Source organism: Actinoplanes octamycinicus, from assembly GCF_014205225.1.
GTDB classification, from domain to species: Bacteria; Actinomycetota; Actinomycetes; order Mycobacteriales; family Micromonosporaceae; genus Actinoplanes; species Actinoplanes octamycinicus.
In genome coordinates this window covers 1372910-1388975 of record NZ_JACHNB010000001.1, presented here as the reverse complement: position 1 = coordinate 1388975, position 16066 = coordinate 1372910, and the positions used below count along the sequence as shown (strand labels likewise).

The following is a 16066-nucleotide window of genomic DNA, read 5'->3' as shown; positions in this document are numbered from 1 at the left end:
CGGCCAAGTTAGCCGCCGGGTATGACAACGTCACTCGCCCTCGCTGTGCTCCGCGTCCAGACCGGGCGCCCGGGAGGCCGGGGTCAGCGGGATCGCGACCGGCACCTGCAGCGGCAGGTCGGCCGCGCCGTTGCTGAAGTGGAACACCAGGTTGACCGTCTGGCCCGGCCGGAGCCGGTCGCTCAGGCCGATGACCTGCAGCTTGTTGGCGTCGGTGGGGCGGAAGAGCGCCTCGCCGAGCGGGCTGATCTTGATCTGCGCCGCGGTGACCACCGGGGACGGCTCGGCGGCCGGGGTGGCCGGGGCCGACGGGTTCGCGGAGCTGGACGGCTTGCCCGAGGTCTCCGGAACGGCCGCGGTGGCGCTCGGCGCCGGCTTGGTGACGAAGCCCACCTGCTGGGCCGAGACCACATTCGGCTGGTTGACCGCCGGCTCGCTGGTGATCGAGACGGTGACCTCGGCCTCGGTCTGGTTGTACAGGCTCAGCTCGAGCGGCGCGTTCTCGCCCTTGGCGTAGCCCTCGGTGCCGTTGTACTGCACCTGGGCGTTGCGCACGAACACGCTGCCGTCGACGGCCTGCGCGTTCACCCCGGCGATCGGGGTGTCCAGCAGGGCGGTCTCGGCAACCTGGCCGGCCGAGCAACCGGCCAGCGCGATGACACCGACGGTGGCGACACCCGCGACCAGGGCGGCGCGACGGGTTACCAGCGAGCGCATCACGATCCTCCAAATAGCGACACCAAGGTGTGTGATCAGCCTAGTGGGCGGTAATCCGCCGCGTGCGCCGACCCATCCATCCGGCCGCCCGCTCACCGGAACGGATCACACCACCGGCCCGCTGGAGATCAACAGCAGGACGTCGATCAGGGCCACCACCATCACCGCGCGGAACAGCGCCACCGGGCGTCCCCGGGCGCGGCCGGCCGCGTACCAGCCGATCGGCAGCACCACCACGGCCGCCGCGCCGGCCAGCCAGCCGGTCCACGACGGTGCCCCGGGCGGCCCGAGGACCAGCACCGCGGTGGCGCCCAGCAGCAGCACCGCCGCGGCCAGCCGGGAACCGCCCGCGCCGATCCGGTGCGGCAGCCCGCGCACCCCGGTCGCCGCGTCGTCGGCGAGATCCGGCAACACGTTGGCGAAATGGGCCCCGGCGCCGAGCAGCCCGGCCGCCACCATCAGCCAGGCCGGCGGCGCCGGATGCCCGGGCAGCGCCACCACCACGAAGGCCGGCAGCAGCCCGAAGGCCACCAGATAGGGCAGCACCGAGAACGGCGTCGACTTCAACGGCCAGTCGTAGAGCAGGCCGACGAGCGCGGCCACGCCGATGGTCACCGAGGCGGCCGCGCCGAGCGGCAGCGCCACCACCGGCGCGGCCAGGGCCGCGATCAACCCGGAGATTCCTACGGTACGGCGGGAGACCGCGCCCGTGGTGATCGGCTTGTCGGTCCGGCCGGTGCGCCGGTCCCGGTCGGCGTCCAGCCAGTCGTTCACCCAGCCGACCGCGAGCTGGGTGGCGGCCACCGCGAGGGCCACCCAGAGAAGCCGGCGGCCGCGGTGCCCGGCGCCCGCCGCGAGCAGGGTCATCACCAGGGTGACGGCGGCGCCCGGTTCCGGATGGGCGGAGCGGAGCAGGGCGAGCGCACGGGACATGCTGAGCAGTCTGCGTCCGATGGTCATTCCGGGCCAGCCGTGGGTGCTCCTTCGGGGCGCTGGTTGTTGTTGTCCACAGGTGGCGGCTCTCCGGTGGTGCCCCGGCGGGGTTCGTGCCAGTCTCGATCACATGCTGTCGATCCGGCGTAACGATCCGTGCCAGTACGACGACCTGGCCGGCGAGTGGTGGCGGCCGGGTGGCCGGTTCGAGCTGCTGCACTGGCTCGCCGCCGCCCGGGCCGAGCTGATCCCGCGGCCGGCCGGCCCGGGCCGGGTCCTGCTGGACGCCGGGTGCGGCGGCGGCCTGCTCGCCCCGCACGTCCGTGACCTGGGCTATCGGCACATCGGCGTGGACCTGCGCCGAGCCGGCCTGGCGCTGGCCGCGGGGCAAGGCGTGACGCCGGTCGGCGGCGACGTGGCCGCGCTGCCGCTCGCCGACGGGTCCGCCGACGTGGTGGTGGCCGGCGAGATCCTGGAGCACGTTCCCGACCTGCCCGCCACGGTCGCCGAGCTGTGCCGGGTGCTGCGGCCGGGCGGCACCGTGGTGCTCGACACGGTCAACGCCACCGGGCTCAGCCGCTTCATCACGGTCACCCTGGCCGAGCGTGCCGGGGTGGCCCCGATCGGCCTGCACGACCCGGCCCTCTTCGTGGCGCCGGCCCGGCTGCGCGCCGAGTTCGCCCGGTGGGGCGTCCGGCTGGCGGTCCGCGGCGTCCGCCCGAGCATGCCCGGCCTGGTCCGGTGGCTGGCCGCCGCCCGGGTCGACGCGGGGCGGCCGCTCGGGCGCATGCTGCCCACCTTCTCCACCGCGGTCCTCTACCAGGGCGTCGGCCGCAAGGCCGCCCCCGCCTCCCACCGCGACATCCACCGCCCCGGCCGGGGCGCCGATCCGGCCGATCACCGGCCATCCGGCGCTGATCGTGGCACCGATCCGGCCGGTCACCAGCCACCCGGCTTCGCCTCCGGCCCTACCCCGCCCACGGGTCCACCCGTCGGTCATCGGCCGGCTGACCGTGGCTTCGGCCATCCCGGACACCGTGGCGACCGAGGACCCGACGTGGGGGATGCCGGCGCGGGCCGGGTGCGGGCGGCGGCGACCGGAGGGTGTGGCGGCAAGTGACGGGCGTGGCCGGGGCGGTGATCAGCGGGCTGGGCGTGGCGTTGCCACCCAGCACGGTGCAGGACGATCTGTGGGAGGGATTCTTCGCCCAGCACTACGCGGGCGGGCGGCACCGGCTGGCGCGGCGGATCTTCGCGAATTCCGGGGTGGTCACCCGGCAGGCCGCGGTGAGTCCGCTGCTGGAGGACGTCTCCGAGTGGTCCACCGAGCGCCGGATGCGCCGCTACCAGGACGAGGCGGTGCCGCTGGGCAAGGCCGCAGTGAGCCGGGCGCTGGCCGACGCCGGGCTGTCCGCGTCCGAGTTGGGACTTTTCGCGGTCTGCTCGTGCACCGGTTACGCCACGCCCGGGCTGGACATCCTGCTCGCCCGCGACCTGGACATGTCACCGACGGTGCAGCGCCTCTTCGTCGGGCACATGGGCTGTTACGCCGCGCTGCCCGGGCTGGGCGCCACGAATGATTTCGTGGTCGCCCGCGGCCGGCCGGCGCTGCTGCTCTGCACCGAGCTGACCAGCCTGCACGTGCAGCCGGCCGGGACCGGCGCGGCGGACGTCCAGCAGATCGTCTCGCACGCGCTCTTCTCCGACGCGGCGGCCGCCGCGGTGCTCACCTCGGCTGCCCGGTCGCTCCCCGGATATCAGGTGCGCGAGGTCGTCGCGGTCACCGACACCACCACGACCGGGCACATGACCTGGGAGGTCACCGACCTCGGGTTCCGGATGGGGCTGTCGCCGGAGGTGCCGGCGGTGCTCTCGGTGCACGTCCGCACGCTGGTCAGCGACCTGCTCGCCCGGCACGGGCTGACCATCGGCGAGGTGGACGGGTGGGCGGTGCACCCCGGCGGGCCGCGGATCCTCGACGTGGTCCGGGAGCGGCTCGGCCTGCAGGAGTCGGCGCTGGCGGCGTCGCGGGGCGTGCTCTCGGCGTACGGGAACTGCTCCTCACCCACCGTCCTCCTGGTCCTGGAGGCCTTGCGCCGAGCGGCCCGCCCGCCACGCTGGGTGGTGATGCTCGCCTTCGGTCCCGGGCTCACCCTCTACGGCGCGCTGCTCGAGTTCGCCCCGGCCACCCGGTGACCGCGGAACGAGACGACCCGCCCTGACCGGCCGGCCGAGCCATCCGCGGCGCCCAGTCGGCGTGGTGGTCGAGCGAGGTCGGCGGGCCGGAGGAGTCACGCGGTGACCGGCGGACCGAGGATCCGCACCTCGCGGGACGGTGGCCGGGCGTGCGCGGGCAGTGCACCGTGAGTGGCAGCCGGGGCGAGTGGCCGTCGGTGCAGAGGCGGACGGCGGGCGTGGTGAGCGGTGGTTGCGACGAGTCGCCGCGGAAGGCCGGGTGAGTGGCGGGCGGGGCGAGTGGTCGTTCGAGAGCGAGGTGGGCGGGCGCGGCCGTGGGTTTTGCGGTGAGGCGGCACGTTCTTTACCTCTAACGGGGAACGGGGCAATCACGCGATGAGCGGGGAACAGGACAATCGGGTCGTGACTGGCGAAATGGATGGTGCCCCTGAGGGTGATCAGAAGGGGCGCTTACTCACCGACGCTCAGGGGCCTGGGGCGGCCCATGCTCGGGGGCGCGGGGTGGTCCTGCTCGTCGTGGCGGTGTTGCTGCTGGTGGCCGGTGGGACCTGGTGGTGGTCGGCGCGGCCGCGGTCGGAGTCGGATCCGCGGCTGCTCTCCTGGCGGCTCACCGCCGAGCAACTCCTGCCGGACACCGGGGACCAGGAGGCCGCCGACACGATGGTGCTGGCCGGGAACTCGGAGACCGCGAAGATCAACGATCTGGACGGCGGCGCCTTCCTGGTCTCGGTGGTGTGTGCCGGACCGGACGGCAGCCTGGTGCGGGTCAGCCTCGGCGAGGGTGACGAGGACTCCGGGCGCGGGTTGCGGTGTTCCGGGGCGCGCACGCCGGAGGTGTTCAGCGTCGGCGTCGGCACCCAGCTGCGCCTGCGGATAGCGGTCGACCGGATCGGCCCGGTGATCTTCCGGTACACGCTGGAGCGCAGCTCCCAGGGTTAGGCACGTCGCCCAGCCAGGCTGGTCAGCCGGGCAGGCGATGCCGTCAGGGGCGCCGGCCGGGGTTGTGGTCGATCAGGAGCGCACCTGGAGGGATGGAGTCCGGGCGGGCGGTCAGTTGAGGCGGGCGAAGTCGGGCTTGAGGCCCTCGACCGAGACGACGTGCTGGTAGGTGTGCAGGATCCGGCCGGTGTCGTCGACGACGAAGGTGGCGGCGGTGCCGTCGGAGGGGGTGCGCTTGTCCGGGCGGGCCGGGGGCAGGCCGGCGAGCTGGCGCAGGTGGCCGGTCGGGTCCTGGAGGTAGAGCAGAGTCTTGCCGTCGGCTCGCGGGGTCTGGGCGGTGGCCAGGGTGCCCGGGGAGGCGGCCGCCGTCGGGGCGGTGACCGAGACGGCCAGGACCGACACGCGCAGCGGCACCGCGGCGACCGTGTCGGCGATCAGGCGGTCGCAGACGCAACCGTCCGTGATGATGACCACCATCGGTTTCTTGCCGAGCAGGGGCACCGTCTGGCCGTCGGCGCCGATCAGGTCGAGCGCGGGCATCGTCTTGCCGGGCGCCGGAGTGGTCTCCGAGGTGCGCTGGGTGGCCGGCTGCCGCGGGGTGCCGGGCCAGGCCGAGGCGAACAGGCTGGCGACGGTGACCAGGATGGCCATCGAGACGATCAGGACCGGGGCGCGCAGCAGCAGACTGCCGGCGCGGCGCAGCCGGCGGACCGCGGGGCGGCGGGCGAAACGCTGCCACCGGTTCGGCGGCGGAGCCAGGTGCAGCTCGGCGCGCACCGCTTCGACCTCGTCGGACAGCTCCGAGAGGTCGTCCGGGATGACGATGACGCCCCACTCCTCGGGGAGGTCGGGCAGGTCGTCGGAGGAACCGCCGTCGGGCGGCCAGCCGCCGTTGTCGCTCGCGCCTGCCATGACTCACCTCCCCCCTGGCCGACCAGATCTTGCTTCGGTCGGGGAACTTCCGTCCAGCGTCTCGCACGCTACGCCGCATCGCCAGTGCTGTCGTGGCATGGACCTCAGCGATACGCTTGATCTGGCAAAGCCATCAGGTCCGGAATTTCCGACTCGTTGGCAGTGCCGGTGACCTCTCAGTCACTTTGAGTTACTTAGGCAGCTTCCTGCTTCGCTGTCAAGCGGTAGAAAGCCCCGTCACAGGGCCTCTGAGCTGCACTAACAGTGACCGTCAGGGCGAGACACCGTCGCCTGGGCGTGTTACCCTAGACACAGCGAAAGGGGTTTCGAACCTATGGTTTTCAGTGTCGGCGAGACCGTTGTTTACCCCCACCACGGGGCCGCACTCATCGAGGCAATCGAGACTAGGGTCATCAAGGGCGTTGAAAGGCAGTATCTCGTTCTGCGTGTCGCCCAGGGCGATCTGACGGTTCGGGTGCCCGCTGAGAACGCCGAGGAAGTCGGCGTGCGCGAAGTGGTTGGCGAGGAAGGCCTGGGCAAGGTCTTCGACGTCCTCCGCGCTCCGCACACCGAGGAGCCGACCAACTGGTCGCGGCGCTACAAGGCCAACCTGGAGAAGCTCGCTTCCGGCAACCCGCTGAAGGTGGCCGAGGTCGTTCGTGACCTCTGGCGTCGCGAGCGGGAGCGCGGTCTCTCGGCAGGCGAGAAGCGCATGCTCGCGAAGGCCCGCGACATCCTGGTCGGCGAGGTGGCCCTCGCTGAGAAGAGCACCAAGGACGAGGCTGAGGTTCTGCTCGACAAGGTCCTCACCGAGGCCTGATACACCGACGCATCCCTCATAGCACCATGTACGCCGACCGCGACGTGACCGCGCAGCTGAATGCTCGCGGTGACGTCGCGGTCGTCGTTCCTGCCGCGGGCGCCGGTGTCCGGCTCGGTCCGGGCGCGCCCAAGGCTTTGCGCCTGCTCGACGGTGAGCCGCTGCTCGTGCACGCGGTGCGCCGGCTCGCCGCCGCCCCCTCGGTCCGGATGATCGTGGTGGCCGCGCCGCCGGCTGACGTCGACGCGGTGCACGCGCTGCTCGCACCGGTGGCACCGGTCACCGTGGTGCCCGGCGGCGCCGAGCGTCAGGAGTCGGTGGCCGCCGCTCTGGCCGTCGTTCCCGACGAGGTCGCGATCGTGCTGGTGCACGACGCGGCTCGCTGCCTCACCCCGCCGTCGGTGGTGGAGCGGGTGGCCGCGGCGGTCCGGTCCGGCGCCGACGCGGTGATCCCGGTGCTCCCGGTGGTCGACACGATCAAAGAGGTGGCGGCCGACGACACCGTGCTCGGGACGGTGGACCGTTCGGTGCTCCGGGCCGTCCAGACGCCGCAGGGTTTCCGCGCCTCGGTGCTGCGAGCCGCCCATCGGGCCGCCGCTGACCTGCACACCGACGATGCCGGCGCGGTCGAGAAGCTGGGCCGGCCGGTGCTCTGCGTGCCCGGGTCCGATCTGGCGCTGAAGATCACCCGCCCGATCGACCTGGCTCTGGCCACCCATCTGCTGGCCCTTCCCGACCCGGACGCCTGACCGGCACGCCGCCGCCCGCGCGGCGCTGTTCGTGAGCCCGCGCACGGTGGAGTGGCAACTTGCGCAAGGTGCTGGCCTGCTGCGCATGACCCGGCCGACGGCATGGAAGTCGGCGGCGTGCGGGTGGGCGACGCCGTTGCCGAGTCGTCTCTCGGTAGTGAAGCGGTGCGTGATCCGGACGTTGCGTTCGTTCCGTTTGGCCGGAGCGGCTGGTTGGGGCGACGGAGATCTGTGCGGCTGTGGTTGGCCGGCCGCTAGGGTGTCGGGGTGATCATTCCGCGGGTGGGGATCGGCACCGACGTGCATGCCTTCGACGCTGACCGGGCCTGCTGGGTGGCCGGGCTCCAGTGGCCCGGGGAGCCGGGGCTGGCCGGCCATTCGGACGCCGACGTGGCCGCGCACGCCGCCTGCGACGCCCTCCTTTCGGCCGCCGGGCTCGGCGATCTGGGCGGCAATTTCGGTACGAGCCGGCCGGAGTGGGCCGGGGCGGCCGGCGTGACGTTGCTCGCCGAGTCGGCCCGGCTGGTGCGGGCCGCCGGGTTCGCGATCGGCAACGTCTCGATCCAGGTGATCGGCAACCGGCCGAAGATCGGCAAGCGGCGGGCGGAGGCCGAGAAGGTGCTCTCCGCGGCGGTCGGCGCGCCGGTCACGGTCGCCGGCACCACCACCGACGGGCTGGGGCTCACCGGTCGCGGGGAGGGGCTGGCCGGCGTCGCGGTGGCGATGGTCTACAGCGAGATGGCCGCCGCCGGGCCGGTGTAGCCGGAGCGGGATCCGGGTTGCCTGGCGGCCGGCCGGGCCGCCTTCCGCGCACGGCTGGGCTACGCGGTGGTAACCGTCACGTGAGCTGCGGCGAGATTGTCCGGCATGATGACGATCATGACTGTCGCTCTGCCCGATGTGGCCCGGAGACTGATCGACAACCCCACCTACGCGGTACTCAGCACGATCAATCCGGACGGCCTTCCGCAGTCGACCGTCATCTGGGTGAAGCGCGACGGGGACGACGTCCTCTTCTCCACCATCCGCGGGCGGCGCAAGACCCGGAACCTGGAGCGGGACCCGCGGGCGTCGATCTGTGCCTACGACCCGGCGCAGCCCTACTCCTACTGCACGATCGAGGGGACTGTCGCGCTGGTCGACGACGCGGCCAATCTGATCAGCGAGCTCAGCTACAAGTACGCGAACGAGCCGTGGACCAGCGACGGCCCGGACACCGTCCGGGTGGTGTGCCGGCTCACCCCGACCCATGTGATCTACAGGTAGACCGCCTAGGCTCGGACAGTGCCCGCCCCCATGGAGCCTGACACCACGCCGGAGGACCACCGCCAGCGCGCGTTGTTGTTCGCCGACCTCGGACGCTACGACGAGGCCGCCGACGAGATCGCGGCCGGACTGAGCGCGGTCGCCGGCCTCGGCGCCACGCCGCAGCCGGACGCGTCGTCCAGCACCGCACCCGACCCCACCGCCGGTATCGCGCCCGATCCGGGCCCGGCGCCCGCTACCGGGCCCTGGGCTGATTCGGCCTGGGGGACCGGGCCGGACGGGACCGCGGTCCGCGAGACCGGGATCGGCGGGACCGGGTCGGACGACACCACGGCTCGGGAGACCGAAGCGGAGCAAACGGCGGCTGGTGAACCCGGCGCCGACCGGACTGCCGCCCAGGAGGCGGAAGCGGACGACGCGGCGGGCCGAGGGACGAGAGCCGGCGCGCCCACGGGTCAAGAGGCCGGCGCCGCAGGCGCGGCGGACGAGACCGCGCTGCTGGTCACGCTGGCCCGGATCCACCTGGCGGCGGAGCAGCCGGTCGAGGCGCTGGCCGCCGCCGACCGGGCGGTCGCCGCCGCCCCCGGGGAGCTGCCACCGCTGGTGGTGCGGGCGATGGCCCTGACCGACACCCGGCGCTACGGGGAGGCCGCGCAGCTGGCCGGCGAGATCCTGCGGACCTGGCCGGCGGACGCCTACGCGCAGCGCACCGGCGCCGCCCTGCTCGGCGAGTCGCGCAACGGCCAGGAGGCCCTGAACGCCGCGTGGAACGGCGTCCGGGTGGCGCCCGGCGAGGCCGAGGCGCACCTGGTGCTGGCCGTGGTCGCCGCCCGGCTGCGGCTGTTCGATCTGGCCCAGCGGGGGTACGCGGAGGCGCTGGAGCTCGACCCGGCGATCGCCGACGCCGGCCAGGACGTGGGCATCGTCCGGCTGGAGCGGCGGCGCTGGGCCCGGGCCTTGGAGGCGCTGGCCGAGGAGGCCTCGCTGGGCGCCGGGGTGCCGCCGGAGCCGGGCCCGGTCACCGAGCCGTCGGCGACCCCGCAGCCGGCCCAGCCGTCCCGTCCGGCCTGGTCCGAGCCGCCGGCCGTGAGCCGCCCGCGGAAGCCGGTGCTGGACGTCTCCGCCGACTCGGCCGAGGCGGTCCGCGAGACGATCCAGTACGGAGCCAACGGCACCCTGGTCGCCGCCGTCCTCACCGCCGCGATGACCTTGATCAGCGACGGCATCTCGCGGGTCTGGGCCGGTCTGATCGGCTTCCTGGTCTTCCTCGCTGTGATCCTCTGGTTCCGCAGCCGCCTCACCGAGCCGGTCGGCCTGGTGCTGGCCCGGCTCCGCTCCGGTGACCGCAAGCTGGCCGTGGCGCTCTACCTGACCTTCGCCGCCCCGCTGTTCCTGGTCGCCTATGCCGTGGTCGGCGGCCTGCCGACCCTGCTCGCCGGCATGGTCCTCGCCGCGATCGGCGAACTGGTGGTCCTGACCAGCCGCCGCTGAGCGGCGACCAGCGGCCGGCTCAGAGAAGGCCGACCGGGCCGTAGAGGGCTGGGCGCGCCAGGCAAGGCGGCAGAGGGCGAGACGCGCCGGAAAGGGTGGAGAAGAGCGGAACGGGCCGGGCCAGGCGGATGAAGGCCAGAGCCGCGAGACTCCGGCTCACCCAGGCTGCCGCATCGACCGATGTCCCCGTATTTTGACCACCATGGCCGATCTTCTGATTGCCGCACTGGCCCTGCTGGCCCTGGCCGTGGTGCTGGTCGTCCTGTTCCGGGCCGAGACGCTGGGCCGTGCCTACTTCGCGGCCGGGCTGGTGATCATGACGTTGGCCGCCGCGGCCACCGGTGTCCTGCTCTACCGCTCCCATCGCCCGGACGAGCCCGGCGCCACCCCCGGCCCGGCCCGGTCCGCCGAGGCCGCGTTGGGCGCCGCCGTTCTGCGGCTGGACCTCCCGCTGCCGCGGGGCGACAAATATCCGCAGGCCGCGATCCTGCTGCTCGACCCGCCCCGGCCCGGCCCGGACGCCTGGACCGGCGACATGTCGCTGATCTGTTCCACTCCGGGCAAGGACGACACCGTGCAGAACTGCACCGGCGACGACGTCCGGGTGTGGAGCGCCGACCCGCTGGAGAAGCGGTCGGTGGTGGCCCGGGCGGTCGGCGACCCGTTCGCCGGCCCGGAGGCGTGCGCCGAGGCCAACGGGGCGACATATCAATCGCAATATATGGAATTGGAGGCCGGCCGGGCGTACTGCATGCGCCGTACGGCGGACCGGAAGCACGTGACCGCCTTCCGGATTCCGGTGTTTCCGAGCGAGAAACCGCTGCCCACGCGCTTGACGATCGAGACGGCGGGCTGGGCCGGGTGAGCGGACTGTTGTCCGCTTCGTACGTGGTCCGTTAGGTTCGGATCGTGTCGACGATGGTGCCTCCGCTGTATGTCGGGCTCGTCGATGACGCGTCCCTGTTGCCGCCCAGCCCGACCGGCCTGGCCGACGCCGAGGCGAAACATCGCGAGCACGCCGCCGCGTGGTATGCGGATCTGATCGGCGCCCTGCTGGTCCCGGCGTCGGTGGTCGGCGCCGAGCCGGTGCCCCGGGCGGCCGCCGCGCTGATCGGCGACATCCCGCTCGGCGCGCTGCCGGCCACGGTGGAGAAGCTGCGGGCGGCCGGCATGGTGATCGAGCACGTCGAGGCGGCGGTGGCGCGCCGGGGTGAGGACCCTCAGCCGGGCCTGTCCGTGCTGCGCGCCTTCGCGGCGAACGCCTCGGCCGGCAGCACCCCGAAGGTCTGGGCCGAGGTCCCGTTGAGCTGGGGCCTGATCGGCGCTCTGGACACGATCGCCGACGCCCGCGCCGGGGGCCTCCCGATCGCCCCGAAATTCCGGGTCGGTGGCCTGGCCGCCGAGCTCTTCCCGACCCCGGTCGAGCTGGCCGCGGTGATCTGCGCCTGCCGCGACCGCCAGCTCCCGTTCAAGCTGGCCGCCGGTCTGCGGCACGCCACCCGGCACACCGACCCGGAGACCGGTTTCACCCATCACGGCTTTCTGAACGTGCTGGTCGCCACCCTGCTGGCGGTCGACGGCGGCGAGGTGGCCGAGGTGGCCGAGGCGCTGGCCGCCACCCATCCGGTGCCGCTGGTCGAGCCGGCCCGGGCGCACCGCGACGCCCCGCGCCCGCTGTTCGCCGGGTTCGGCGCGGCCAACGTCGTCGAGCCGCTCACCGAGCTGGTCCGGCTCGGCCTGGTCAACGGCGGGTATGAGTGAGGCATCGCCGACGGCGGGTATGAGTGAGGCATCGCCGACGGGGAGAACGAGGCCCCGCCGCCGGCGGGTATGAGTGGGGTCTCCGAGCGGCGGCCGTGAATGAGCCCGCTGGACCGCGCCTGACATACTTCCGCCCGTGACCCGGGTGCTGCTCCGAGCTTCGGTGGCGTTGGTCCTGCTGCTCACCACGGTGCTGGTCGGCTGGCGGATCCTGCGCCCGGCCGAGGTGCTGGCGACCGCGACGACGCCCTATCCGGCGCCGACCGCCGTCGACCGCGCCACGATCACCGGCCGGCTCAACGCGGCGCCGCTGTTCCTCGAGGACCGGCTGCGGATCTACGGCTCCAAGCACCAGGTCCGCGCCGATCAGCCGGTCACCGGCAAGTTCGTGCAGACCGCGCGCTGGTCGTTGCGCCGCTGGCCGGAGCAGCTGAGCGCGGTGGTGCTGGCCGGCACCACGGTGGTCACCCGGTGGTCGGACGGCGAGCTGATCGCGCTCCACGGCCGTACCGGGAAGATCCTCTGGCGGACCAGCGGTCCGGACGCGCCGGACTATGCCGGACACCGGACCGGCGCCGCGGCCGTCTGGTCGCCCTCGGGTCTGCGGGTCGCCGCCGGGTTCGTCGTGGTCACCGCGGGTCAAGAGCTGTTGGGGTACGACGTGAGCACCGGCGCCGAGCGCTGGCGCACCCCGATCCCGGCCGGCTGCGCGGACGGCTTCACCACGGCCGGCGGCCTCTATCTCTGCCCGACCGGCGCCTACGAGCTGAGCACCGGCGCGGCGGTGCGCAACGGGCCGGCCGGACCGTTCACCGCGGTCGGCTGCCCGGTCGCCGCCTCGAACTGCGCCGGGTTCCGGGACGGCGCCGGCCACGGCTGGCTGGCCGACCGGGTGACGCCGCGGCGGTCCACGGTGCTGGACGACCCGCACGTCACGATCGCCGGCGGCACCCTGGTCTCCACCGCGAACGGCGTGGTCACCACCTACCAGCCGGACGGCGCGGTGAAGTGGACCTGGCCGGGCACCGGGCTGCAGCTGCTCGGCGGCAACTCCACCCGGATCCTGCTGATGACGCCGAAGCGGGAGCTGATCGGCCTGGACGCGGCGACCGGCAAGCGGAAGTTCCGGATCGCCCTGTTCTTCAGCTCGCACGAGGAGGGCCGGTGGGAGGCTTCCGGCGTGCTGGTCTCCGAGCGGTTCCTGGCGGTCGAGCGGAAGAACGCGTCCGCGCCGGACGACCCCGAGTCGTCGACCTACTACTACAGCCCGGACGCGGTGCTGGTGGTCGGGCTCTGAGCGGCGGATCACGGTGGGTTCCGTGATCGCCCCCGGCCGGACCTGGAATACTTCACGCCCGTGACACGGGTGCTGCTGCGAGCCTCCGCGGCGGTGCTCCTGCTGCTGAGCTCGGTTCTGATCGGCTGGCGGGTGCTGGGTCCGGCCGAGCGGCTGGACACCTCGGCCGCGCCGTACCCGCCACTGGTGGTCTCCTCGCCCGGGGTGACCGGGCGGATCAACGTGGCACCGCTGATCTTCAACGATCGGCTCCGGATCTATGCCGCCAAGCATCAGCTGCGCGCCGACGAGCCGGTCTACGGCAAGGCCGTCTACACCAGCCGGTGGTCGCTGCGCCGCTGGCCGGAGCAGCTCAGCGGGGTGGTGAGCACCGGCACGACGGTGGTCAGCCGGTGGTCCGACGGGCAGCTGATCGGGCAGGACGGGCGTACCGGGAAGATCCTCTGGCGGACCAGCGGTCCGGACGCGCCGGACTATGCCGGACACCGGACCGGCGCCGCGGCCGTCTGGACGCCGCCGGGTCTGCGGGTCGCCGCCGGGTTCGTCGTGGTCACCGCGGGTCAAGAGCTGTTGGGGTACGACGTGAGCACCGGCGCCGAGCGCTGGCGCACCACGATCCCGGCCGGCTGTACCGACGGCTTCACCACCGCCGGCGGGGTCTACGTCTGCGCGACCGGCGCCTACGACGCCGCCTCCGGACGGCCGATGCCGGACTGGCCGGCCGGACCGTTCACCGCGGTCGGCTGCCCGGTCGCCGCCTCGGTCTGCGCCGGGTTCCGGGATGCGGCCGGTCACGGCTGGCTGACCAGCACCGCGGTGCCGGGCCGGGCCGCCGCGCTGGACCGGCCGGACGCCACGGTGGCCGCCGGGGTCGTGGTCTCGGCCGCGGACGGCCTGGTCAACGCCTACGGGCCGGATGGCGCCGCGCGCTGGACCTGGGCGGGCGACGTGCGGGTGCTGGGCGGCTCGTCGACCCAGGTGCTGCTCCTCCGGCCGGACCACCACCTGGTCGTCCTGGACGCGGTCACCGGCCGGCCGGCCGCCGAGTTCCGCCTCGCCTTCGGCAAGGAGGACGACCTCTGGGAGATCAGCGGTCTGCAGATCGCCGAGCACTACCTGGCGATCGAGCGGCGCCGGCCGGACGCGCCGGACGACCCGGAGTCGCCGATCTACTACTACACCACCGACACGGTGCTGCTGGCCGGTTTCTGAGCCGGGCCGCGGTCAGCCGCGAGCGGCGACCGGGACCTCGTCGGCCGGGCGGTCGGCGTCGCGGTGGGTGAGGATCTTCCGGGAGAGCACGAAGGTCACCGGGATGGCGACCACCGCGGCCGCCAGCGGGGCGATCTTCTCGTTCACGTGGAACCACTCGACCAGCACGAAGACGCCCACCGAGGTGACCACGAAGTTGGTCAGGTTGGTCAGCGGGAAGAGCAGGAACTTCCGCCAGGTCGGCTTGGTCCGGTAGGTGATGTAGGTGTTCAGGAAGAACGAGCCGACCATGCTGATCAGGAAGGCGATCACATAGGCCGGGTAGTACGGCAGCCAGGTGTGCAGCAGCAGGTAGAGCACGTAGAAGGTGCCGGTGTTGACGACCCCGACGGCGCCGAACTTGGCGATCTGGAACAGCTGGGTCCGCATCAGACCGGACGCCCCGTGGTGGCCTCCTCGGTGGCCGGCCAGCGCTCCTGCGGGACGGCGCCGCGCTGCTCCTGCGGGGCGGTGCCGCGCTGCGACAGCACGGCCTGGACGCCGGCGCCGCTGCCCCGGAACGCGTCCCGCGGCACGTTGGTCTCCTTGACCAGGAAGTGCGGGCGACGCTTCGACTCGTAGTAGATCCGGCCGATGTACTCGCCGACCAGGCCCAGCATGATCATCTGGAGTCCGCCCAGGCCGACGATGGCGACCAGCAGGGTCACGTAACCCGGGGTGTCGATGCCGTCCAGGATCGCCTCACCGGTGATCCAGGCGGCGTAGAGGCCGGCCAGCACGGTCAGCGTCAGGCCGACGTGGATGCCCAGGCGCAGCGGCCGGCTGTTGAACGAGATCAGCCCGTCCAGGCCGTAGTTGAGCAGCGAGCTGAAGCGCCACTTGGTGGCGCCGGCCTCGCGGGCCACGTTCTGGTAGTCGAAGGTGACGGTGTCGAAGCCGATCCAGGAGAACAGGCCCTTGGAGAAGCGGTTGTACTCCGGCAGGGAGAGCAGCGCGTCCACGGCGGCGCGGGACAGCAGCCGGAAGTCGCCGACGCCGTCGGTCAGCTCGACGTCCACCATCCGGTTGATGAACCGGTAGTACGTCTTGCTCAGCAGGCTGCGGACGAACTTGTCACCCTCCCGGGTGCGCCGGGCCACCACCTGGTCGTGGCCGCGCGCGTGCAGCTCCAGCATCCGGGCGATCAGCTCTGGCGGGTGCTGCAGGTCGGCGTCCATGATCACGACCGCGTCGCCGGTGGCCTCGCGCAGGCCGGCCAGCATGCCGGCCTCCTTGCCGAAGTTGCGGCTGAACGAGACGTACCGGGTGGTGTCCGGGTTCTTCTCGGCCAGGGCGCGGAGGTGCTCCAGGGTCGAGTCCGAGCTGCCGTCGTCCACGTAACACAGCTCGTGATCGATGGCGAGCTCGGTCAGCGTGGCACGCACCCGCACGTCGAAGAGATCAATGACGTCCTCCTCGTTGTAACAGGGGACGATCACTGAAAGACGCATGGTGTTCACTCCAATGAGGTTGCGACCTCGGGGGGCCGGCCGCGCCTGGCGGGGGCATCCTACACAGCATGCGCCCGCCCAGCGGACCGGCTGAGCGGGCGGAATGATCGACTCGAACGGGCAAACGCGTCCACAGGGGACACCGGCTCCGCTCAGCGCGCGCCGCGTCACGGGGCGTGAGCAACGGGATCTGTGATTCTCGTCTCTTCGATGAGCTGCTGGTAACCCGCCCTTCACCAGGAAAACGAATCTCCTACACTTCCTTCCCAGCCCTGATCCCGGA

Annotated in this window: 16 protein-coding genes and 1 pseudogene; 12 read left to right on the top strand and 5 right to left on the bottom strand. The window is 72.8% G+C overall.

Annotated features, from left to right (window positions below):
* Positions 1-30: 30 nt before the first annotated feature.
* Positions 31-717 (bottom strand): hypothetical protein, encoded by a 687-nt coding sequence (locus BJY16_RS06185; RefSeq protein WP_185038147.1) that lies wholly within the window; start codon positions 715-717, stop codon positions 31-33.
* Positions 718-822: 105 nt separating this feature from the next.
* Positions 823-1650: a UbiA family prenyltransferase gene (locus BJY16_RS06180; protein ID WP_185038146.1), complete on the bottom strand. Its 828-nt coding sequence runs from the start codon at positions 1648-1650 to the stop codon at positions 823-825.
* 130 nt (positions 1651-1780) lie between these two features.
* Between BJY16_RS06180 and BJY16_RS06175 the strand changes: the two are divergent.
* From BJY16_RS06175 to BJY16_RS06165, 3 genes and pseudogenes are all read left to right on the top strand, one after another.
* A pseudogene (locus BJY16_RS06175) lies at positions 1781-2488 on the top strand (methyltransferase domain-containing protein); the annotation flags it as partial.
* Between the two features lie 287 nt (positions 2489-2775).
* Positions 2776-3846 (top strand): type III polyketide synthase, encoded by a 1071-nt coding sequence (locus tag BJY16_RS06170; protein ID WP_185046293.1) that lies wholly within the window; start codon positions 2776-2778, stop codon positions 3844-3846.
* 501 nt (positions 3847-4347) lie between these two features.
* Positions 4348-4785, top strand: coding sequence for a DUF6023 family protein (locus tag BJY16_RS06165; protein WP_185038145.1), 438 nt, complete (start codon positions 4348-4350; stop codon positions 4783-4785).
* A 111-nt stretch (positions 4786-4896) separates the two neighbouring features.
* On the opposite strand, the gene BJY16_RS06160 is transcribed toward BJY16_RS06165, so the two are convergent.
* Positions 4897-5697, bottom strand: a complete 801-nt coding sequence (locus BJY16_RS06160; RefSeq protein ID WP_185038144.1) for a hypothetical protein — start codon at positions 5695-5697, stop codon at positions 4897-4899.
* Between the two features lie 334 nt (positions 5698-6031).
* On the opposite strand from BJY16_RS06160, the gene BJY16_RS06155 reads away from it, so the two are divergent.
* The 9 genes from BJY16_RS06155 (at position 6032) to BJY16_RS06115 (ending at position 14293) form a co-directional block, all read left to right on the top strand.
* Entirely contained in the window at positions 6032-6517 is a 486-nt protein-coding gene (locus BJY16_RS06155; protein WP_014447856.1) for a CarD family transcriptional regulator, read from the top strand.
* 44 nt (positions 6518-6561) lie between these two features.
* A complete protein-coding gene (gene ispD / locus BJY16_RS06150; RefSeq protein ID WP_185046292.1) occupies positions 6562-7266 on the top strand; it encodes a 2-C-methyl-D-erythritol 4-phosphate cytidylyltransferase in 705 nt (234 codons plus the stop codon).
* Between the two features lie 267 nt (positions 7267-7533).
* Positions 7534-8028 carry a 2-C-methyl-D-erythritol 2,4-cyclodiphosphate synthase gene (gene ispF, locus BJY16_RS06145; RefSeq protein WP_185038143.1) on the top strand — a complete coding sequence of 165 codons (495 nt, stop codon included), beginning with the start codon at positions 7534-7536 and terminating at the stop codon, positions 8026-8028.
* Positions 8029-8145: 117 nt separating this feature from the next.
* Positions 8146-8532: a PPOX class F420-dependent oxidoreductase gene (locus BJY16_RS06140; RefSeq protein WP_185038142.1), complete on the top strand. Its 387-nt coding sequence runs from the start codon at positions 8146-8148 to the stop codon at positions 8530-8532.
* A gap of 30 nt (positions 8533-8562) precedes the next feature.
* Positions 8563-10023 (top strand): tetratricopeptide repeat protein, encoded by a 1461-nt coding sequence (locus tag BJY16_RS06135; protein ID WP_185038141.1) that lies wholly within the window; start codon positions 8563-8565, stop codon positions 10021-10023.
* Between the two features lie 202 nt (positions 10024-10225).
* The gene (locus BJY16_RS06130) at positions 10226-10888 is read left to right on the top strand and encodes a hypothetical protein (protein WP_185038140.1); all 663 of its coding nucleotides are present in this window, start codon (positions 10226-10228) and stop codon (positions 10886-10888) included.
* A gap of 44 nt (positions 10889-10932) precedes the next feature.
* Positions 10933-11784 (top strand): hypothetical protein, encoded by an 852-nt coding sequence (locus tag BJY16_RS06125; RefSeq protein WP_185038139.1) that lies wholly within the window; start codon positions 10933-10935, stop codon positions 11782-11784.
* A 136-nt stretch (positions 11785-11920) separates the two neighbouring features.
* A complete protein-coding gene (locus BJY16_RS06120) occupies positions 11921-13081 on the top strand; it encodes an outer membrane protein assembly factor BamB family protein (RefSeq protein ID WP_239177229.1) in 1161 nt (386 codons plus the stop codon).
* Positions 13082-13141: 60 nt separating this feature from the next.
* Positions 13142-14293, top strand: a complete 1152-nt coding sequence (locus tag BJY16_RS06115; protein WP_185038138.1) for an outer membrane protein assembly factor BamB family protein — start codon at positions 13142-13144, stop codon at positions 14291-14293.
* Positions 14294-14305: 12 nt separating this feature from the next.
* On the opposite strand, the gene BJY16_RS06110 is transcribed toward BJY16_RS06115, so the two are convergent.
* Positions 14306-14722, bottom strand: coding sequence for a GtrA family protein (locus BJY16_RS06110; protein ID WP_185038137.1), 417 nt, complete (start codon positions 14720-14722; stop codon positions 14306-14308).
* Positions 14722-15783, bottom strand: coding sequence for a glycosyltransferase family 2 protein (locus BJY16_RS06105; RefSeq protein WP_185038136.1), 1062 nt, complete (start codon positions 15781-15783; stop codon positions 14722-14724). The genes BJY16_RS06110 and BJY16_RS06105 overlap by 1 nt, the downstream gene beginning before the upstream one ends.
* Between the last annotated feature and the right edge of the window lie 283 nt (positions 15784-16066).